The organism is Curtobacterium sp. AB451 (genome assembly GCF_050585845.1).
In the GTDB taxonomy this organism is placed as follows: domain Bacteria; phylum Actinomycetota; class Actinomycetes; order Actinomycetales; family Microbacteriaceae; genus Curtobacterium.
Genome location: NZ_JBOBQG010000002.1, coordinates 25,676 through 45,186, shown reverse-complemented (window position 1 = coordinate 45,186; position 19,511 = coordinate 25,676). Strand labels below are relative to the sequence as shown.

Genomic DNA, 19,511 nt, shown 5'->3' with positions numbered 1-19,511 from the left:
GACGGCATGCCCGAGTCCGACGCCGACCTGCGCGCCCGCATCGTCACGGGCGCGATCGCGGCCTACCGCGACGCGGACTTCCACGCCGTCGGACCCGCCGAGGTCGCCGCACGCGCCGAGGTCCCGGAGGCCGAGGTCCGACGCGTCTACCCGCTGTGGGAGCTCCTCGTCGTGGCGGTCATGGACCGGTGGAACAACGGCAGCCGCCGTGCGCTCTGGGTCGTGGCCGAGCGGTCCGGTGCGGTCGCGTACCTCCGCGCGCGACTCGAGGTCGGACGGGACGACCCCGCGCTCGTCCGGCTCCGGACCGCGCTGCTGAGCGCTGCCTCGAGCCCCGACCACCCCGCCGCCGGATGGTTCCGGGGCCAGTACACGCGCTCGTTCGAGGACGTCACCCTCGCCCTCGCGCGGGACGTCGTCGCCGGACGGGAGCCGCGCGGCACCTCGCCCCGGCACGCCGCGGAACAGCTCGTCGCCCTCTACGAGGGCCTGCAGCTGCAGTCGCTCCTGCGGGACGACATCGACCCGCTCGGCGGTTTCGACCGTGCGGTCGCTCGGATGCGCGTCGGCTGGGCAGCTGCCACCGCGAGCGTCTGAGCGGTCGCGCCGACCGGGTGCGGTGCCGGACCGGTCCGCCGGGCGCGGCGCGGCTCGGCACCACCGACGCGCGCACCTGGCATGGTCGGCTGATGGAGTACACGGACTACGACACACGGCTCGCCGCCTACGGCGTGGTCACCGACGGTGACCGGGTGCTCCTCGCGAAGCTGCGGATCCCCGAGGCGGGCACGTGGACCCTGCCGGGTGGCGGTGTCGAGTTCGACGAGAGCGTCGAGCAGGCCGTCGTGCGGGAGATCCGCGAGGAGACCGGCTACGAGGCGGCCGTCGGCGAACTGCTCGGGGTGCGCCACCACGTCGTCCCCGCCGAGCGCCGCATCCACGCGAACGGCCGGGCGATGAAGGCCGTGCAGGTCGTGTTCCGCGCGTCGATCACCGGCGGGACACTCCGTTCCGAGCAGGACGGCTCGACCGACGAGGCCGCCTGGATCCCGATCGCGGACCTGCCGCACCGACGACACGGACTCGTCGTGCCGATCGCCCTCGGCTGGGCCGGCCTCCTGCACCGCTGATCCCCACCGAAGGGGCGGAGCGCTACTGCTCGAGGACGCTCAACACGTTGCCCGAGGGGTCGGTGAACCACGCGATGAGCGGACCGCCCTTCCGGTTCACGCCCTTCTCGTCCGTCATGCCCTCGTACTGCAGGAACGTCACCCCCTTCGCCCGGAGCTCGTCCACGGCGTCGTCGACCGACGGCACCGGGAAGTTCAGCACCGTGAACGACGCCGGCTCGTGCGCGGGCCCCTTGGGGTAGACGAGCACACCGTGACCGTCGCCGAGCTGCAGGAAGAGCATGCCGTGGTCCTCGGTGACCTCGACCCCCAGGACGTCCTCGTAGAACGCCTTCGCCTCCGGCACGTCTCGCACCGAGAACCCGCTGAACGCCTTCGTCGCATCGACCATGCGGCAAGTGAACCACCGGGGGCCGGTGTCGGCCCGCTCTGCCAGGATGAAGCCGTGCTCCCACCCGAGATGTCCGTCGACGACGCGGTCGCCCGCGCGGTCCGGCTCGCCGCGGACGGGCAGCGCACCGTGCTGGGCATCGCCGGAGCGCCCGGCGCCGGCAAGTCGACGCTCGCGCGCCGGGTCGTCACCGGCGTGGACGCGGCTCTCGGTGTCGGCACCGCGGTCCAGGTCCCGATGGACGGGTTCCACCTGGCGAACGCGGCACTGGACGCCCTCGGCCGCCACGACCGCAAGGGGGCGATCGACACCTTCGACGGTGACGGCTACGTCGCGCTCGTCCGCCGGCTGAGCAGCAACCGCGACGCCGTCGTGTGGGCGCCCGACTTCGACCGCCGGGTGGACGAGCCCGTCGCGGGCAGCATCGCCGTCCCGCAGCGGACCCGGCTCGTGGTGTCCGAGGGCAACTACCTGCTCGACGACACCGGCCCGTGGGCGGCGCTCGCCGAACTCTTCACCGAGACCTGGTTCTGCAGCGTCGACGACCAGGTCCGCGTCGACCGTCTGGTCGGCCGCCACATGCGGCACGGCCGCGACCACGAGGCGGCCCGCACCTGGGCGGTCGAGGTCGACGGCGTGAACGCGGCGAGGGTCGCACCCACGGCGACCCGCGCCTCCAGGATCGTCCGGACCTGACCACCAGACCACGGCGACGACCACGACAGGAGCGACCATGACCATCGCACTCACCGGCGCGACCGGCAAGATCGGCGGCGCCGTGGCGCGCGCCCTCGCCCACGACGGGGTGCCCTTCCGGATGATCGTGCGGGACGCGTCCCGCGCGCCCGACCTGCCCGGGACGGACGTCGCGGTCGCGTCCTACGGAGACGCCGACGCCGGTCGCGCGGCGCTCGAGGGCGTCGACCTGCTCCTCATGGTCTCCGGCGCCGAGGCGGTGGACCGGCTCGCCCAGCACCGCTCGTTCGTGGCGGCGGCGGCGACGGCCGGTGTCCAGCACGTGGTCTACACGTCCTTCTCGGGTGCCGCCGCGGACGCGACCTTCACCCTCGGCCGCGACCACTGGGCGACCGAGGAGGCCATCCGTGCGACCTCGATGGCGCACACGTTCCTGCGGGACTCGTTCTACCTGGACTTCGTCGAGGACCTGATCGGCGAGGACGGCGCGATCCGGGGGCCGGCGGGCGACGGGGCCATGGCAGCCGTCGCACGAGCCGACGTCGCCCGGGTCGCGACCGAGGTCCTGCGGAACCCCGCGGCGCACCTCGACCGGACGTACGAGCTGACGGGGCCCGCGGCGATCACCCTGCACGAGGCGGCCGCCACCGTGTCCGAGGTCCGTGGGCGCGAGGTCACGTACCACCCGGAGACCCTCGACGAGGCGTACGCGTCACGCGCGCAGTGGGACCCCGAGCCGTGGCAGGCGGACGCGTGGGTGAGCACCTACACGGCGATCGCCGAGGGGGCGCTCGCGCGGGTCTCGGGCGACGTCGAGCGGGTCACGGGGCGCCGGCCGCTGTCGTTGCGCGAGGTGCTGCTCGCCGGCTGACGGCCCAGGCCGTCGCGCCGCGCGGGTCGCGCGCGTCGCGGCAGCGCCGGCCCGGTCAGCCGGTCCACCGACCGGCCCGGCAGGCCACACCGCCACACCGTCCACCCGACACCCGTCACCGCCCACGGGTGTGCCGGGACCCGGGCGCCCGGGTCGACGTCGGTGACCGCACGGCACCCGCCCGCCCAGGCCGCCCGCAGCACCGGGTCGGTCGCGGGCGCGCCGGCCTGCACCACCAGCACGCGCAGTCCGTCGGCGATCCGTCGGCGGACCTGCTGCGACGTGAAGACCGGCACCGATCCCGAGAACCCGCCGTCGGTCAGCACCGGCAACCCCGTCGCGTCGATCACGGGCGACGAGATGCGCCACGTGTCCGTCAGGAAGAGCGGCCCCGACTCGCGGTACCCGTCGAGCCGCCGTGCGGTCCCCACGAGGTGCCGGAACACCGCCGGGTACGGGGTTGCCGAGCCGCCCCACCAGTCCGGACGCGACACCCGGTAGGTCTCGGCACGACCCCCGGGAGCCTGCCAGCGCGCGACCCACGAGCCGACCGAGGCGTCGCTGCCGCTCCCGTCGCGTGCAGCGTCGAGCGCCTGCAGCGAGAACGCCGCGGGACCGGCGAGGAGCGCGAGTCCGGCGACCACGGCGACGGTGCTCCGGGAGGCGCGGTGCAGCCCCGGCCCGCGGCTCCCCTCCCAGCGCGGTCGCCACAGGAACGCGGCCACCGCCGCGAGCAGTGCCGCCGCCCCCACGACGAGCGCCGGTGTGGCGAGGACCGGGGGCATCGACGCACCGCGGGCCAGGAACACCCACCACCCGAGCTGCGCGGCGGCCAGCAGCACGGGCACCGCACGGAACCACGGCGACTGCGCCCGGAGCAGGCCGACGGCCCCGCGCCACCCGAGCGCCGCGAGGACGGCGAGCTGGACCCCCACCGCCGCGACGTACGCGGTGTGCGGCACCTTCGCCACCGAGAGCACGACGGCCGCTGTCGCGAGCCAGACGCCGAGCACGAGGAGCGTTGCCGAACCGGCGCGGGTGTCGAACGCCGACCCGAAGGCGCTGCCGGACCGGACGGGTGCCGCGGTCCCGGTCCGGGCGTCCGCACGCGGGTCGGACGCCGAGCGCCGTCGCGCGACGAGCACCACGGTCGCGACGACCAGCGCGAACACGGCCGCGGGGAGGAGCCACGCGACCTGTGACGCCAGGTGCGGCTCGATGAGCTTCGTCACGCCGCCGGGCACGCCCAGGCGTGTGGGCCGTCCGGCGGGACCCTCGGTCGTGCTGACGGAGCCCGGCACTGCTCCCGGCAGGAACCGGTCGATGCCGTTGTAGCCGAACACCATCGCGAACGGGCTGTCATCGGTCGAGCCGTCGATCCAGGGCCGGGCGCCGGCCGGTGTCAGGGCCAGTCCGACGACCCAGACGAGCGACGCCACGACCGACACCCCGCCGACGACCACCGCGCGACCCGTCCGGGCGCCGATGCCGAGACGGGTGCCGTCGCGGCCGGCCGTGGCGACGAGCGTCCCGAGGACCAGTGCGGGCAGCACGAACCACGACTGCAGCATCTTCGCCTGGAACCCGACGCCGACCGCGAGCCCGGCGGCGACGAGCGGCCACCACCGGCCCGTGATCGCCGCGCGTTGCCAGCAGAGCAGGGCGACCGCCAGGGCCGCCGTCACCATGCCGTCCTCCATCGGGTGGGCGAACATCGAGACGAAGATCGGCGTCGTCGCGGCGGCACCCGCGGCGACGAGCCCCGTCCCGACCCCGGCCCACCGGAGTCCGACGAGCGAGCAGGCCCAGAGCGTGACGAGGCCCTCGACGACCTGGGGGAGCGCGAGTGCCGCGGTGGAGTCGCCGAACAGCCGGATGCTGAGCGCCTGGGGGACCGCGAACCCGCTGAGCTTGTCGAGGGTCACCGTCGCCGACGGGTCGAACGCACCCGAGAAGAGCGCCGGCCACGACTCGGACATCGACCGGGCGGACGCCTCGTAGAACCCGGAGTCACCGCCGCGCGCGAGGTTCCAGCCGAGCAGCACGGTCATGCCCAGAGCGATCAGGAGCAGCGTGCCGCGCGCCGCGAGCGGCTGGTCCCGCCACCGGGCGGGTCGTCGAGTGTCCACACTGCAGGACCCTGGCCGCACCGGATGACGGTGGCCCGGGACCGCGCCGCCAGCTCACCCCGAAGCCGTGCGCCGCGCTGAGACGACGTGTGGGTGCGAGCCGTCGTCACCAGCGGATCCGCGGTCGAGCCGGAACGCGATCTCAGGACCGACGGTGTCAGGCGACGCGGCGGGCCGCGATCGTCCCGACGACCCCGAGCGTCAGCACCGCGACGAGCACGACGAGCAGCGGTGCCGTCCAGTCACCGGTGACCCCGTGCAGCGACCCCGCGACGAGCGGTCCCGCGGAGCCCAGCAGGTACCCGCCGCCCTGCACGAACGCCGACATCCGACGGGCGTCGGCGTCGCTCGAGACGATCCGGACGATCACGATGAAGATCACGGTGATGCCACCGCCCTGCGCCGCGCCGCCGAGCACGGACCAGAGCAACCAGAGCTGCGGGGCGAACAGCAGCCCGAGGGGCATCGCGAGCCAGAGGAACGCGACGAGGGCGATGATCGCGCGCGGACGCCACCGCGACGCGAGCACGGGGACACCGAGCGCCCCGACGACTGCGAGGATCTGGAACACCGACGAGCTCGCGCCCGAGGACGCCTTCGAGAAGCCGATCTCGTCGTGCAGCAGGGTCGGGATCCACGCGGTGAGCGCGTAGTACGAGAACGCCTGGCCGCCGAACGCCAGCGTCAGACCCCAGGTGATGAGCCGACGAGCCGGGCGGACCGGCGCGGACCCCGCACCGCGGTCGACCGTCCGGATCGCCCCCGTGCCGAGCACCTGGTCGATCGGCCCGGTCTCGACGACGGGCTCGGTCGCGGCCGGACGGCGCCACGCGGCCCGCGCCCCGACCGCGTACGTCCAGGCCAGCCCGGCGATCACGGCGAACACGGCCCAGACCGCGATCGCGACCGGCCAGCCCCACACCGCGGCGATCGGCGCGGTGCCGAGCGAGGTGATCATCGACCCGACGTTGAGCGCGGACGTGTAGACCCCGGTGACCAGGCCCACCCGCTCGGGCGAGGTGTCCCGCCGGATGACGACGGGGATCACCACGTTCCCGATCGTGATGCCGATGCCGATCACGGCGGTCCCGACGAGCAGGGCCGCAGCCGAGGGCAGCGACCGCACGACGGTGCCGGCCAGGACGATGACGAGCGAGAGCGACACCGCCCGCTCGGGGTCTGCCTTGGCGATCACCCAGCTGGCGAACGGCGTCGCGAGGGCGAAGCAGAGCACCGGGATGGTCGTCAGCAGACCGGCGACCGTCGCGGTCAGGCCGAGGTCCGCCCGCACGTCACCGATGACCGGCGCCGTCGCGACGATCGGCCCGCGGAAGTTCAGCGCGATGAGGACGATGGCGGCCGGCAGCAGCCAGGCGGCACCGCGCAGTCCCGCTCCGGCCCGGCCGCCCGCCCCGGTCGTCACGAGGACGGCAGCAGGATCGGGAGCAGGTCGAGCGGGGTCGCGGCCTGCGCGATGGTGCCCTCGGCCTCGGCGGGGGAGCCGTAGCCCCACGCGGCGAAGATCGTCGGGACACCGTGCGCGGCCGCTCCCTCGACGTCGTGCCGGCGGTCCCCGATCAGCACCGGGCGGCTCGTGTCGAAGCCGCGGGCGACGAGCCGGCGCAGGGCCTCCTCGACGACGTCGGCCTTCGACGAGCGCACCTCGTCGTCGCTCGCGCCCGTGATGATGTCGATGTCGCCGGTCAGGCCGTAGTGCTCGAGGATGTACGTCGCCGGCGTCTCGGGCTTGCTCGTCGCCGTGGAGATCGGCAGCCCGGCGGCGTGCAGGGTGCCGAGGACGACGTCGATCCCGGGGAACATCGCGGAGTCGAGTGCGCCGTGCGAGAGGTAGTGCTCGCGGTACACGGCGAGCGTGTGCTCGGCCTGCTCGGCGTCCATCCCCATCGCGTCGCGGAAGGTGTCGAGGATCGGCGGACCGACGAACGACATGAGCGTCGCGTGGTCCGGCACGGGGACGCCCACGGTGCGGAACGTGTGCGTCATGCTCTCGAGGATGCCCGGCGCGGAGTCGCTGATGGTGCCGTCGAGGTCGAAGAGGATTGCGGAGAACGGGCGCGTCATGTCCGTTCCACCCTAGTCGGCGCGGTCGGGCGGACGTCGGCGCGGTGGGGCGGTGGTGGCGCGGCGGTGGCGCCGTGGTCGGGCGGTCAACCCCGGCGCTCGACCGCGCGGCGTTGCGACGGCGGCGGCGAGCGCGTACCCCGTTCGTGGGCTGTCGGTCCACGCTTTGGGGGACTGGAATGGTCTGTACAGTCCACCCCGCGGACTGCACCCGAAGGAGCCGCATGACCGTCGCTCTCCCCCGCCTGCGCAGAACGGCACCCGAACCCGTCCCGGCGCGCCCAGCGCCGCCGTCCCGACTGTCGCCCGGTGCCGCCCGCTGGCTGCTGCGTGCGGCGCTGGCGCTCCCGTACGTCGTGCTCGCGGTGATCGCCGTGCGGGTCCCGACCACCACGCTGCTCGGCCTGACGGGCAACGAGGCGACGCTGGACCGCGCAAGAGCTGCGGTGGACGGCGGCGTCGTCCAGGCGATCGGACAGCTGTACCCGCTGGTCTCCGGTGTGCTGCTGCGCTTCATGCCGTTCGGGGTCGACGGCGCGGCGGTCGTCGGGGGCGTCGTCGCCGGAATGCTCCTGCAGTTCCTCGCGCAGGAGATGCGGCAGCGCGGACTGCCGATGCGGCACGTCGTCGCGTTCACCATCGCCCTCGGCGCGAACCCGCTCTACGCGTTCGTCGCGCTGAACGACCTGCAGGCGTTCCTCGGCATCGCACTCTTCGCCCTCGCGGTCGTCCGGATGGTGCGGTTCTTCGCCTGGGGTGACACCCAGGCGGGCTTCCGGGCCGGCCTCGCCCTGATGCTGTGCACGCTCGTGGACCCGATGGGGTTCGTCTACGTCGTCATCGCGGCGCTCGCCGCGCCGCTGCTCGACCTGGCTCGCCAGGGCCAGCGGGGGATCCGCCGTGCGAACGTCATGGTGGTCGTGTTCCCGAGCATCGCCGTCGCGCTCTCGATGGGATTCCTCGACCTCGTCGTGCTCCACGACCCGTTCGCGGCGCTCAGGGGGGCCATCAGCATCACCGGGGAGCGACTCACCGGGCTGCAGCACCTGTTCGCCACCGCCGACGGCGTGCTGCTGATAGCCATGCTCGTGGCCGGCGCGGCGCTGGCGCTGCTGGCCGGCCGCCCGGGCGCGATCGTCCTGGTCGTGGCGCTCTTCGCCGGCGTCATCGGCGAGTACGCGATCGGACTCGTCCCCGTCGCCAGTGCGGGCAACGTGTTCGTCACGACCCTCAGCGTCGCCATCGCCATCCTCCCGCGGGTCGAGGGCCGGCTGGCCAGCTGGCTGGTCCTCGTCCTCGCGATCCTGCAGGTCCCCCTCGCGTGGGTCGCCGCCTCCCAGCGCGAGGTCGTCGTGGTCTGGATGCAGGCGCTCGTGCAGGCGGTCCACGGATGACCGCTGTCGACCCGAAGCCGGACCCCGGCTCCGAGGCAGCACGCCCGGACCTCGCGCTCCCGGCGGGTGCCGCGGTCCGTGAGCAGGGTCGGCACCGCGGTGCGCCGACCGACTGGCGTCCGCCGCACCGGTGCTCGGTCCAGCGGCACGTCGACGAGGGCTGGGTCGCGTCCGCCCGCATCCGGGAGGGCGTGCTCGTCCTGACGAGCGGCAGGTCCGACCCGGACGTCCTCAGGACCGCGCTGGCCGAGGAGTTCGGCGAGCCCGTCGTGCTCCGGACCGCGTCGGAGTCCGACGTCCGGCAGCGCATCGCCTACGAACTCGAGGAGGAGGTGGCGGACCTCGCAGCCCACGGCCTCGCCCGGACGAACCCGGCGCTGTCCGCCCGCACCGTCCTCTCCCGCGGCCAGCGGATCGGCGGCGCGATCGCCGTGCTCGCGCTCGCGACGTGCCTGGTCCTCGCGCCGGGGACGACCGCCGCGATCGTGACCGCGGTGCTCTCGCTGGGGTTCCTCGCCGGCATCGTCTTCAAGTTCTGGGTGTCGATGGTCGGTGCACGGTTCGACCTGGTCGAGCAGGTGTCCGTGCAGGACGTGGCCGCGCTCGACGACGCTGCCCTGCCCACCTACACGGTGCTCGTGCCGGTGTTCCACGAGGCGAACATCGTCGCCGACCTCGTCCGCAACCTCGAGGTGCTCGACTGGCCGAAGGACCGGCTCGAGGTCCTCGTGCTCGTCGAGGCCGAGGACCACGAGACACGGCAGGCGGTCGTCGACGCCGCACCGCCCGACTGGATGCGCATCGTCATCGTCCCGCCGGGCTCGCCGCAGACGAAGCCCCGCGCCTGCAACGTGGGCCTGTCGATCGCGCAGGGGGAGTACGTCGTCATCTACGACGCCGAGGACCGCCCCGACCCCGACCAGCTCAAGAAGGTGTTCCTGACCTTCGACCGCGCCGGCGACGACACCGTGTGCGTCCAGGCCGCGCTGAGCTACTTCAACGCGGACGAGAACGCCCTCACCCGCATGTTCACGCTCGAGTACTCGTACTGGTTCGACTACATGCTCGCCGGCCTCGATGCCCGGAGCCTGCCGATCCCGCTCGGCGGCACGTCGAACCACTTCCGCACCGACCTGCTGCGCGAACTCGGCGGCTGGGACCCGTACAACGTCACCGAGGACGCGGACCTCGGCATCCGCGCCTCAGCGGTGGGGTACCGCGTGTCCGTGGTGAACTCCACGACGATGGAGGAGGCGAACACCTCGATCCCGAACTTCGTCCGACAGCGCTCCCGATGGATCAAGGGCTACATGCAGACCGCGCTCGTGCACGCCCGCAGGCCCCGGGCGCTCGTCCGCGAGATCGGCCTGCGCCGCGCCGCCGCGTTCGCACTCCTCATCGCCGGGACGCCGCTGACGTTCCTCGGCATGCTGCCCGGGATCGTCGTCACCGTCGCCACGCTCGTGCTCCCCACGTCGTGGACGGCGCCGATCTTCCCGACGCCGGTGCTCTGGCTGTGCGTGCTCGACTTCCTCCTCGGCAACGCGACGATGATCTACCTCACGATGATGGGGCCGTACAAGCGGGCCCGGTTCGACCTGATGGGCTGGGCGCTGCTCAACCCGCTCTACTGGGTCCTGCACTCCGTCGCCGCGTACAAGGGCCTCTGGCAGCTGATCACCCGTCCGCACTACTGGGAGAAGACCGAGCACGGGCTGACCAAGACGGCGCACTGAACCGTCACGGTCGACGGGACGCGCGCGTCCCGAAGTCGACATCCCCTAGAACAGGCGGGTGTGCCCGCCCTCGATGCCGCGCATCGCGTCGTAGTCGAGCACGAGGACGCGGATCCCGCGGTCCTCGGCGAGGGTGCGCGCCTGCGGTGCCACCGTCTGCGCCGCCAGCACGCCCTGCACCGGCCGCAGGTGCGGGTCGCGGTTCATCAGCTCGAGGTACCGGGTGAGCTGCTCGACCGCGTCGATGTTGGCGTTGCGCTTCATCTCGACCGCGACGCTCGCCCCGGCCTCGTCCCGCGCGAGGATGTCGACCGGACCGATCGCGGTCATGTACTCGCGGCGCACCAGGGTGTGGCCGTCGCCGAGGAGCTCGATCTGCTCGGCGAGGAGCTGCTGCAGGTGCGCCTCGACGCCGTCCTTCACGAGGCCCGGGTCGACGCCGAGGTCGTGGGACTCGTCGGCGACGACCTCGTACAGGCTGACGATGAGCTTGTCCTGCGTCTTCTTCTGCGTGACCGTCCACACCTGCGTGATGCCGGCGCTCGCCTGCTCGTCGTCCGGCTCGGTGATCTCGATCGAGCACGGCGGGCTCATCCAGTTGAGCGGCTTGTAGCTGCCGCCGTCGGAGTGCACGAGCAGGGAGCCGTCCGCCTTCAGCATGAGGAGACGGGTCGCGAGCGGCAGGTGGGCGGAGAGCCGGCCCGCGTAGTCGACGGAGCAGCGGGCGATGACGAGACGCACCCGGGAAGCCTAACCGGCGTCGCGACCGCCCGTGGCGCTGTCGGCGCTCCTGGCCGCGTCGGCGCGCTGAGCCTGGAGGCGCGGCTCGGCCCCGCCGTCCCCGTCACCACCGCCACGCGTCGGCCGGGCGGCGGCGCCGCGCTCGCGGGCGGCCCCCGACGCGAGTCCCGCCGCGATGATGAACACGAAGACCACCAGGAGCGCACCGAGCAGCCCGACGTGCTCGCCGAGGAACCCGATGAGCGGCGGTCCCGCGAGGAAGGCCACGTAGCCGATCGTCGCCACGGCGCTGACGCGGGCGGCGGCGGTCCGGGGGTCGTCGGCCGCGGCCGACATGCCCATCGGGAAGCCGAGGCTCGCGCCGAGGCCCCAGAGCACGACGCCGACGATCGCGAGCGGGACGCTCTGGACGAAGATGAGCATGCCGAGGCCGACGACCGCGACGGCAGCGCTGATCCGGAGGACCGGCACCCGCCCGAACCGGTCGATGAGCGGGCTGCCGGCCACCCGCCCGACCGTCATCGCGGCGAGGAAGACCGTCAGGACGGCGGCGCCCGCGGCGTTGTCCAGTCCGTGCCCGTCGATCATGGCCAGCGGCAGCCAGTCGTTCGCCGAGCCCTCGGCCAGCGCCATCCCGAGCACGATCACGCCGATGAGCAGGGTCGACGGCTGGGTCCAGACCTGCCAGCGGCTCACCGGGGTCGGCACCGGGCTGGTGTCGGTGGCCACGTGCTCCTCGAACCGGTGCTCGTCCTGGAACCGCGTCACCGCGACGAGCATCGCGGCGCTCGTCACGACGACGAGGACGGTGAAGTGCCACGCGACGGGGACGTCGAGCGCCTCGGCGAGGGCTCCGAGGCCGGCACCGGCGAGCGTGCCGAGACTGAACGCGGCGTGGAACAGCGGCATGATCGTGCGGCCGCCGGCCTTCTCCGCCGCGGCGCCGGAGACGTTCATCGACACGTCGCACAGGCCGTTGCCGAACCCGAAGGCGATGAGGGCGATCCAGATCGCGGCGAAGCCCCACCCGAGGGAGACCGCGATCCCGGCGAACACCATGCCGGCGGTCAGGCAGACGGCGGCGACCTGCACGCCCCGGCGGGCACCGAGCTTCGCCACGATGTGCCCGGCGAAGGTCAGGCCGCCGATCGAGCCGACGGCCATGCCGAGCACGAGCAGCCCCATCTCGAACGTGCTGGCCCCGAGGGAGTCGCGGACGCTCGGGATCCGGCCGAGCCAGGTCGCGATGTCGAGCCCGGACAGGGTGAACACGACGAACACCGCGGTGATCCAGGCCCGGGTGGTGGGTGTGGTGCGGGCGGACGTCGTCGTCATGGTGGTCCCATCGTGCTTCGCTGCTGTGCGGTCGTGCGTGTCGCGGCTCGGTCGAATCGATTCGACCGCTCGTTCCGGCTACGCTAACGGGCGATGGACGAACCGGCAACAGGACCCGGCGCGTCGCGGACCGAGCACCTCCGCGAGGACGCCGCCGATGCTCCGCGCGCCGTGACGGACCCGGCCCGCGTCCGGCCGCGCCGTCCCACCCTCACCGAGGTGGCCCGCGTGGCCGGGGTGGCGCCGTCCACGGCGTCGCTCGCGTTCAGCGGCAGCGGTCCGGTCTCCGAGGACGCCAAGGCCCGCGTGCTCGCCGCCGCGGCGGAGCTCGGCTACGGCGGACCCGACCCCCGTGCACGTTCCCTGCGCCGTGGCCGGTCCGGTGTCATCGGCGTCGTCATGGACGAACGACTGAGCGACGCCTTCCGGGACCCGGTGAACGTCCTGACGCTCGACGGCATCGCCGAGGTGGCCGGGGCGGCGGGCGCCTCGCTCCTGCTCGTGCGGAGCCCGCTCGACGACGAACAGGGTGCCGTCCCGCTCGTCGACGCCCCGATGGACGCCGTCGTCCTCGTCGGCTGCAACGTCCGGATCGACCCCGCGGTCGCGGTGCTCCGGCGTCGGCAGATCCCCGTGGTCGCGATCGAGGCCGACGACATCGAGGGTGCGGTGCCGATCCAGCTCGACAACCGCGAGGCCTCGCGTCGCGCCGCTGCGTTCCTGCGTGACCTCGGGCACGAGGCCGTCACGATCGTGTCGCTGCCCCTCGACGGTGCGCACCGCCGCGGCCCGATCGACGCCGAGCGCGAGGCCGCCGGGATCGCCTTCACCTCGCTCGAACGCCTGCGCGGGGTCCGTGGTGTCTACCCGGACGCCGTCGCGATCGAAGCTGCCGGCAGCTCGGTGGAAGAGGGGCGGATCGCCGGCACCGCGCTCTTCGCCCCGGACGGACCCCGGCCCACCGCGGTCGTCGCGCAGAGTGACGTCCTGGCGGTCGGCGTGATCTCGGCCGCCCTGGACGCCGGCCTCCGCGTCCCCGAGGACGTCAGCGTCGTCGGCTTCGACGGCATCACCGTGGACGACAGCCTGTTCCACCGCACGCGCATCCGGCAGCTCACCACGCTCGTGCAGCCCTTCGTGCAGAAGGGGCAGGCGGCCGCCCGGGCCGCACTGGCCATGCTCGAGGGGGCTGAGCCGCAGCCCGCGGCCTTCCGCTCGGAACTCCGGATCGGGGACACGACGGGCCCGCCGCGCGACTAGCGGTCGCGCGGCGCCCGTCCTCGTCAGTCGGTGAAGACGTCGCCGGCGCTCGCGGCGGTCCCGTCCCAGGCGACGGCCCCGGCGGCGACGGCGTCGGCACGTCCGCCACGGTCCGCGGACGTGTCACTGACCACCGTGACGCCGAGCGCACGGCTGATCCGGACCGCCGACGCCAGCTGCGCACGGCTCATCGTCGCGGTGTCGCCGAGCAGCAACCACGTCGGCGGCGGGGTGAACCGGCTGATCGCTGCGCCCCAGCTGTCGACGGCCAGGACCGAACTGACACACTGCGACGAGACGAGCCAGCCGTACCGATCGACGTCGGCGGCAGCGTCGACGACGATGCGCGTCGCTCGGCGGTCACGTCGCGGACGACGAGGACGCCGCCGCCGCCCTCGACGGGCAGCAACCGGGTGTTCACGGTGTAGTTCCTCGTGCTGCCGTCCGGGCGGCGCACCACCACGAGCTCGTCCTCGGCCTCGGAACCGTCGATCGTGCTCCGGACCAGGTCGTCGAGCCGTCGCTCGGTCCCCGGGCCCGAGGGGTCCTCGATGGCCCAGCCACCGCGTCCGCGGTTCGTGACGGTGGTCCGGCCGCGGTCGTCGAACGCGAGCACGTCGAAGTCCACCGAGTCGAGGACCGCGCGGACCAGTGCCTCACGCGTGCTCACCTCGAGGAGCCGCGTCCGGAGGAGTGCCGCCTGCTCGTGGAGGACGGACTGCCGCGCTGCGCCACGTCGGGCGAGTGCCGCGGCCGTGCCGCTCACCGCGGCGACGATGAGCGGGAAGGAGACCAGGCGCGCCGTGTCGGCGGTGTCGATCCGGTCCCACTCGCCCGGTGCGCCGATCCAGAGGAGCGTCACGATGACCCCCGTCGTCGAGGCGGCTCCGGGCAGGCCGAACGAGTAGCCCGCCCACATGGCCGGGAGCACGAAGAGCGCGCTCACCCCGATCGACTGCACGTCGCCTCGGATGAAGGCGATGCCGGTGACGTCGAGCGCGAGGACGAGCGCGAACAGTCGGGGGTCGACGGCCTGCGGGACCACGGCCGCGAGCACCAGCGCGACGAGCGGGAGCGCGGTGCCGAGGGTCGCGAGGAGTCCGATCTGCTGCCGGTCCACGACGAGCACGAAGCCGATGACCGGCATGATCCCCGCCACGACGGCGAGTTGGTTGCGGAAGGCGCGGCGCCCACCGCCCTCGTCGACCCCGCGTGCGCCCTGCCCCATGCGGACATCGTGGCACGTGTGCATCGTCCGCCACGAGCACCTCGGATGGCCGCGGTGGCGCGGACGACCTATGCTGCCGTGGAGATGGACGAGGAGACGGCCGCCGCCGGCACGGCGTCGCGGCAGGAAACCGGCGGCGACGACCTCGACGAGGCGACCTCGTTCTACGAGCGGCTGCACAACGCGCACCGGGTGGCGCTCACCCCGGCAGCCGACTCGTTCTCCTACCGGGTGCGCAGCGTCGGGGACGCCGCCATGACGCTGCGGAGCTCGACCCTGTCCGCGAACCGCTGGGGACGCATCGAACCCGAGGGGCACTACCTCCTCACCTGGGCGCAGCACGGCACCGCGGTGATCGACGCCGGGACCGACCAGGAGCAGGTCCTCCGGCCGGGGACCGCGGTGATGTACCCCACCGGACGGGCGTTCACGCTCGACGCTCCCGCGGGTGCCGTGCTGCACGCGGTCGACTTCGGCGCCGACTTCCTCGAGGGCCTCGACGCCGCACGACGGGGCGAGGAGCCGCGACGCCTGGAGTTCCTCCGACGCCCCGACCCGGTCGCCCTCGCCACCCTCCAACGGCGACTCGCCGTCGCAGCACCGGAGCTGCTGCGACCCGACACCGACCCGGTCCGCCGGGCCCTGCTCACCGAATCACTCGGCAACCTCCTGCTGGACACCTTCGTGGAGCCGGTCGGCGACCTCGTCCGGCAGTACCCGGGAGCCGTCGGCCGTGCCCTGCAGTTCATCGTCGACCGGGCCGCGGACCCGGTCACCACCGCGGACATCGCCGCGGCAGCCGGACTCAGCGCACGCGGGCTGCAGCAGGCGTTCGTGCGGGCCGACCTCCCCACCCCCATGGTCGCCCTGCGGCAGGAACGCCTCCGCCACGTCAGGGAGGCGCTGCAGCACGCGGAACCGGGGACGGCGACGGTCGCGACGATCGCCTCCGCGTGGAGCTTCGGGCACCTCGGTCGGTTCTCGGGGTACTACGAACGCGAGTTCGGCGAGCTCCCGAGCGCGACCCTCCGAGATCGACCCTGAGCCGCGACGAGCGCCCGCGACGACGGGCGACCGCGGCGACGGGGGACCGCGGCGACGAGCGACCGCGGCGACGAGCGCCAGCGGCTCACCCGCGCCGGAGGCCGAGGCCGACCACCGCGACGAGGTTCACCACGCTCCCCACGAGGAACCCGGTGGTCCCACCAGCCACGCCCGTGACGGGCCCGAGCACCGCCATGAGGACCGCCCCGACGACGAACCCGGCGACCGACGCCGAGGCGACCTGCCTGGACCGGCCCGCCGCCAGGAGCAACGCCGCCGGGACGAGCCCGACGGTGAACACCCAGACGCCGACCATCAGGTACCGGAGGTCCGCCACGGCGGCGGCACCCTCGGCCGGGTAGACGATCGGCAGGAACCACCCGGCCAGCGCCGCCACGAGCCCGAAGACGACCGCGGTGCCGGCGGCGAACCCGACCACGAGCAGTGCCGCTCCGCGCGACCGGAGCGACCCGTGGGCACTCCGGTGCGCGAACGCCGGCACGAGGACCTGCCCGAGCGCCTGCCCGAGCATCGAGGCGGGCGTCGCCAGGGTGAACGCGGCCGCGTAGACCCCGGCGTCACGCGCCGACGACGTCACCTGCGCCGAGATCATCGTGAGCTGGAGCAACCCGTTCGAGGTCACGACGGCGAGCACGTTCCAGGCCGCGAAGCCGATGACCCCGGCGGTTGGCTCCTGCTGCCCCGTCCGGCCGTTGCCCCGCGGCCAGCACGCGATCGCGAACACCGTGTACCCGATCGCGAGCGGCAGCAGCACGAACGGTTCGAGCCGGGCGACGCAGGCGAGCACGAGCAACCCGAGCGCGAGGACGCTCGTCACGGAGTCCCAGAGCGCGACCCGCCCAGCCCGGCCGTACCCCAGCTGGGCGCCGCGGGCGTAGCAGTACAGGCCGTAGCCCACGACGACCGCGACCCCGCCGAGCACCGTGCCGGGACCGTTGCCCCAGGCCAGCGCGATCGGCACGGTGGCCACGGCGAGGACGACGGTGGAGACGAGCATCGACCGGCCGAGCAGCCGGTTCACCGCGGCGTCGGAGCGCCGTCCGCGCAGGGCGATCGCGAGGGCCCGCGACGCGGTGTTGCCGGCGGCGTTCGGCCAGAGCAGGGCGACGAACACCGACAGCGACAGGAGTGCGGTCGTCTGTCCGAGGGTCTCGGTGCCGAACACCCGACCGACGACCACGGTCACGACGAGCTTCGCCACGCCCTGCACGCCGATGCCCACGGTCGCGAGCACCGCGGACGACGCGACGGACGAGGCCGCGGCCGGAGCGGCAGCCGGACGCACGCTCACCGTGTCATCGCCTGGTCGATCCAGCCCCGGCGGTGCGCCCGCAGCCCGAGCGTCACCGCCCGGACGCCGATGTACCCGAGCGCGAAGGCCGCCCACAGCCCGCCGAGCGTCCCGCCCGCCCACCAGAGCAGCGGCAGGTACACGACGAGGTTCACGCCCCCGGCGATCGCCAGGTACCGCGCGTCCCCGGCGCCGATGAGCACGCCGTCGAGCACGAACACGTACCCCGCGACCGGCATCCCGACGGCGATGAGCACCAGCACGAGCGGCAGCGCGTCCCGGACGGCGGCCGAGTCGGAGAACGCAGGACCGAGCACCCCGTTCACGGCGGCGGTCAGCACGCCGAGGAGCACCCCGCCCAGGATCCCGAGCAGCACGAGGCGGCGGGTGACGAGTCGGACGCGTGCCGGGTCGCGCGCGCCGAGGCCGTGCCCCACGAGCGCCTGCCCGGCGATCGCGAGGCCGTCGAGCGCGAACGCCAGGGTCGAGAACACCGTCAGGCCGACCTGGGTCGTCGCGAGTCCGGTCGTCCCGAGGCCGGCGGCGGTGGCGACGGTCGCGAGCATCGCCACGCGCAGCGACGCGGTCCGCAGGAACAGCCAGGCGCCGGACCGCAGCGCGCGGGCGACCCCCGAGGCGCCGGGACGCAGCGGTGCCCCCGAGGACCGGGCCGCACGGACGGCGATGCGGACGTACACGATCGCCATCGCCCACTGCACGATGACGGTGCCGGCGGCCGACCCCTCGACGCCCCAGCCCGCGCCGTAGATGAGCACGGCGTTCAGCAGCCCGTTCGTCACGAAGCCGACGGTCGCGACGACGAGCGGGGTCCTGGTGTCCTGCAGGCCGCGCAGCAGGCCGGTCGACGCGGTCACGACGAGGATGCCGGGCAGGCCGATGAGCGACACCGTCAGGTAGGCGGTCGCCGCCGCCGCGACCTCGGGCGCCGCACCGAACAGCGACACGAGCGGACCGGCCAGCGGCCAGCCGACGAGCGCCAGCACCACCCCCAGGCCGAGCGCGAGCCACATCCCGTCGATGCCCGCGTGCACGGCGCCTGGCCGGTCACCGCCGCCGAGCGCCCGCGCGACCGCCGGGGTGGTCGAGTAGGCCAGGAACACGAGCAGTCCCGTCACGGTCTGCAGCACGGCACCCGCGAGCCCGACGGCCGCCAGCGCCGTCGCGCCGAGGTGTCCGACGAGGGCGGTGTCGGTGAGCAGGAAGAGCGGCTCGACGACGAGCGCACCGAGGGCGGGCACCGCCAGCCGCACGATGTCGCGGTCGACCGCGCGTCGTTCGGTGGGCGCGGGTGGCGTCGGTCGGTGCACCGACCCATTGTGGCGGCGATGCGGGCCCGCCGTGGCGCGCGGTGGACTCGGCCACCCGCACGAGGCGGGCCGCGGGGCGGGGCCGACCCGCGCCTCCCGGCCGGACTACGCTCCGATCGTGGACATCGCCGCACTGGTGCCGGCAGCGATCGGCATCGCGCTCAGCCCCCTGCCGATCGCCTCGGTCGTGTTCCTGCTCGGGCACCGACGCGGCTACGGATCGGCGCTCGCGTGCGCGCTGGGGTGGATGGCCGCCGTGGCCGTCGCCCTCGTCGTGGCGGTGGCCGTCGGCGAGCAGCTCCCGACCGGGACGGGCGACGGGCCGCCGGTGCAGGCGCTGGTCGCGCTCGCCGCTGCGGTGGTGCTGTTCGCGATCGCGGCGTGGCAGTGGGCGCGTCGCCGCCTGCCGGACGGATCGCCGGCGAGCACGCGCTGGGCAGACGCCATGGAGGCACTCGGTCCCGGCCGGGCCTTCGGCCTGGGCGCACTCCTGTTCCTCAGCCCGAAGTCGGTCGTCCTGGCGCTGGCAGCGGGCCTGACGTTCGGCGACGAGGACCCGCGGGCGGTCGAGACGCTCGTCGTCGGCGCGCTGTTCGTGCTCGCCTCGGGCGCCGTCGTGCTGCTGCCGATCGTCCTGGCCGTGGCTCTCGGGCGGCGTGCCGAGCGCCCGCTCGAGGCGATGCGCTCGTGGATCGCGGAGTGGGGTGCGCGGTCGCTCGTGGTCGTGCTGGTCGTCCTCGGGGTGGTCCAGCTCGTCATCGGACTGACCGGCCTGCGCTGAGCGCGGTCCGGGAGGCGCGGCTCGCCCCGTCCCGTCGGCCGACGGGTCGAGAC

The 19,511-nt window shown here is 73.9% G+C and carries 19 protein-coding genes; 9 read left to right on the top strand and 10 right to left on the bottom strand.

Going from position 1 to position 19,511, the window contains the following annotated elements; all coding sequences use genetic code 11:
• Window positions 1-6: 6 nt before the first annotated feature.
• The gene (locus ACQXVK_RS03930) at window positions 7-597 is read left to right on the top strand and encodes a TetR/AcrR family transcriptional regulator (protein ID WP_430852785.1); all 591 of its coding nucleotides are present in this window, start codon (window positions 7-9) and stop codon (window positions 595-597) included.
• A gap of 92 nt (window positions 598-689) precedes the next feature.
• On the top strand, window positions 690-1,130 hold the full coding sequence (locus ACQXVK_RS03925; protein WP_022906875.1) for an NUDIX hydrolase: 441 nt from the start codon (window positions 690-692) through the stop codon (window positions 1,128-1,130).
• A gap of 22 nt (window positions 1,131-1,152) precedes the next feature.
• Here ACQXVK_RS03925 and ACQXVK_RS03920 read toward each other — a convergent pair whose 3' ends face one another.
• A complete protein-coding gene (locus ACQXVK_RS03920; protein WP_022906876.1) occupies window positions 1,153-1,521 on the bottom strand; it encodes a VOC family protein in 369 nt (122 codons plus the stop codon).
• Window positions 1,522-1,575: 54 nt separating this feature from the next.
• On the opposite strand from ACQXVK_RS03920, the gene ACQXVK_RS03915 reads away from it, so the two are divergent.
• Both ACQXVK_RS03915 and ACQXVK_RS03910 read left to right on the top strand, forming a co-directional pair.
• Window positions 1,576-2,217, top strand: a complete 642-nt coding sequence (locus ACQXVK_RS03915) for a nucleoside/nucleotide kinase family protein (protein ID WP_402265837.1) — start codon at window positions 1,576-1,578, stop codon at window positions 2,215-2,217.
• Between the two features lie 37 nt (window positions 2,218-2,254).
• Window positions 2,255-3,088 (top strand): SDR family oxidoreductase, encoded by an 834-nt coding sequence (locus tag ACQXVK_RS03910; protein ID WP_430852784.1) that lies wholly within the window; start codon window positions 2,255-2,257, stop codon window positions 3,086-3,088.
• On the opposite strand, the gene ACQXVK_RS03905 is transcribed toward ACQXVK_RS03910, so the two are convergent.
• The 3 genes from ACQXVK_RS03905 to ACQXVK_RS03895 all read right to left on the bottom strand — a co-directional run bounded on the left by ACQXVK_RS03905 (window position 2,983) and on the right by ACQXVK_RS03895 (window position 7,299).
• Window positions 2,983-5,217 carry an ArnT family glycosyltransferase gene (locus ACQXVK_RS03905; protein ID WP_430852783.1) on the bottom strand — a complete coding sequence of 745 codons (2,235 nt, stop codon included), beginning with the start codon at window positions 5,215-5,217 and terminating at the stop codon, window positions 2,983-2,985. The genes ACQXVK_RS03910 and ACQXVK_RS03905 overlap by 106 nt on opposite strands.
• A gap of 157 nt (window positions 5,218-5,374) precedes the next feature.
• Entirely contained in the window at window positions 5,375-6,640 is a 1,266-nt protein-coding gene (locus ACQXVK_RS03900) for an MFS transporter (protein WP_402265828.1), read from the bottom strand.
• Window positions 6,637-7,299 carry an HAD hydrolase-like protein gene (locus ACQXVK_RS03895; protein WP_402265826.1) on the bottom strand — a complete coding sequence of 221 codons (663 nt, stop codon included), beginning with the start codon at window positions 7,297-7,299 and terminating at the stop codon, window positions 6,637-6,639. Before ACQXVK_RS03895 ends, ACQXVK_RS03900 begins: the two co-directional genes overlap by 4 nt.
• Before the next feature lie 224 nt (window positions 7,300-7,523).
• On the opposite strand from ACQXVK_RS03895, the gene ACQXVK_RS03890 reads away from it, so the two are divergent.
• The gene (locus ACQXVK_RS03890; RefSeq protein WP_430852782.1) at window positions 7,524-8,693 is read left to right on the top strand and encodes a hypothetical protein; all 1,170 of its coding nucleotides are present in this window, start codon (window positions 7,524-7,526) and stop codon (window positions 8,691-8,693) included.
• Window positions 8,690-10,429 carry a glycosyltransferase gene (locus ACQXVK_RS03885; RefSeq protein WP_430852781.1) on the top strand — a complete coding sequence of 580 codons (1,740 nt, stop codon included), beginning with the start codon at window positions 8,690-8,692 and terminating at the stop codon, window positions 10,427-10,429. The genes ACQXVK_RS03890 and ACQXVK_RS03885 overlap by 4 nt, the downstream gene beginning before the upstream one ends.
• A gap of 45 nt (window positions 10,430-10,474) precedes the next feature.
• Here the strand turns inward: ACQXVK_RS03885 and nucS are convergent, their stop codons facing one another.
• On the bottom strand, window positions 10,475-11,170 hold the full coding sequence (gene nucS, locus ACQXVK_RS03880) for an endonuclease NucS (protein WP_022906141.1): 696 nt from the start codon (window positions 11,168-11,170) through the stop codon (window positions 10,475-10,477).
• A gap of 9 nt (window positions 11,171-11,179) precedes the next feature.
• Window positions 11,180-12,505 carry an MFS transporter gene (locus ACQXVK_RS03875; protein ID WP_430852780.1) on the bottom strand — a complete coding sequence of 442 codons (1,326 nt, stop codon included), beginning with the start codon at window positions 12,503-12,505 and terminating at the stop codon, window positions 11,180-11,182.
• Window positions 12,506-12,598: 93 nt separating this feature from the next.
• Here ACQXVK_RS03875 and ACQXVK_RS03870 point away from each other — a divergent pair, with 93 nt between their 5' ends.
• The gene (locus ACQXVK_RS03870) at window positions 12,599-13,765 is read left to right on the top strand and encodes a LacI family DNA-binding transcriptional regulator (RefSeq protein WP_430852779.1); all 1,167 of its coding nucleotides are present in this window, start codon (window positions 12,599-12,601) and stop codon (window positions 13,763-13,765) included.
• A gap of 23 nt (window positions 13,766-13,788) precedes the next feature.
• On the opposite strand, the gene ACQXVK_RS03865 is transcribed toward ACQXVK_RS03870, so the two are convergent.
• Together ACQXVK_RS03865 and ACQXVK_RS03860 are read right to left on the bottom strand one after the other, a co-directional pair.
• A complete protein-coding gene (locus ACQXVK_RS03865; protein ID WP_402265812.1) occupies window positions 13,789-13,956 on the bottom strand; it encodes a hypothetical protein in 168 nt (55 codons plus the stop codon).
• The gene (locus ACQXVK_RS03860) at window positions 13,953-14,993 is read right to left on the bottom strand and encodes a hypothetical protein (protein ID WP_430852778.1); all 1,041 of its coding nucleotides are present in this window, start codon (window positions 14,991-14,993) and stop codon (window positions 13,953-13,955) included. Before ACQXVK_RS03860 ends, ACQXVK_RS03865 begins: the two co-directional genes overlap by 4 nt.
• 54 nt (window positions 14,994-15,047) lie before the next feature.
• Here ACQXVK_RS03860 and ACQXVK_RS03855 point away from each other — a divergent pair, with 54 nt between their 5' ends.
• Window positions 15,048-16,037, top strand: a complete 990-nt coding sequence (locus ACQXVK_RS03855; protein WP_430852777.1) for an AraC family transcriptional regulator — start codon at window positions 15,048-15,050, stop codon at window positions 16,035-16,037.
• Window positions 16,038-16,122: 85 nt separating this feature from the next.
• Here the strand turns inward: ACQXVK_RS03855 and ACQXVK_RS03850 are convergent, their stop codons facing one another.
• Window positions 16,123-17,349, bottom strand: coding sequence for a lipopolysaccharide biosynthesis protein (locus ACQXVK_RS03850; protein WP_430852776.1), 1,227 nt, complete (start codon window positions 17,347-17,349; stop codon window positions 16,123-16,125).
• Window positions 17,346-18,677 (bottom strand): MATE family efflux transporter, encoded by a 1,332-nt coding sequence (locus tag ACQXVK_RS03845; protein WP_430852775.1) that lies wholly within the window; start codon window positions 18,675-18,677, stop codon window positions 17,346-17,348. The genes ACQXVK_RS03850 and ACQXVK_RS03845 overlap by 4 nt, the downstream gene beginning before the upstream one ends.
• Window positions 18,678-18,795: 118 nt before the next feature.
• Between ACQXVK_RS03845 and ACQXVK_RS03840 the strand changes: the two genes are divergently transcribed.
• A complete protein-coding gene (locus ACQXVK_RS03840; RefSeq protein ID WP_430852774.1) occupies window positions 18,796-19,458 on the top strand; it encodes a GAP family protein in 663 nt (220 codons plus the stop codon).
• Window positions 19,459-19,511 lie beyond the last annotated feature (53 nt).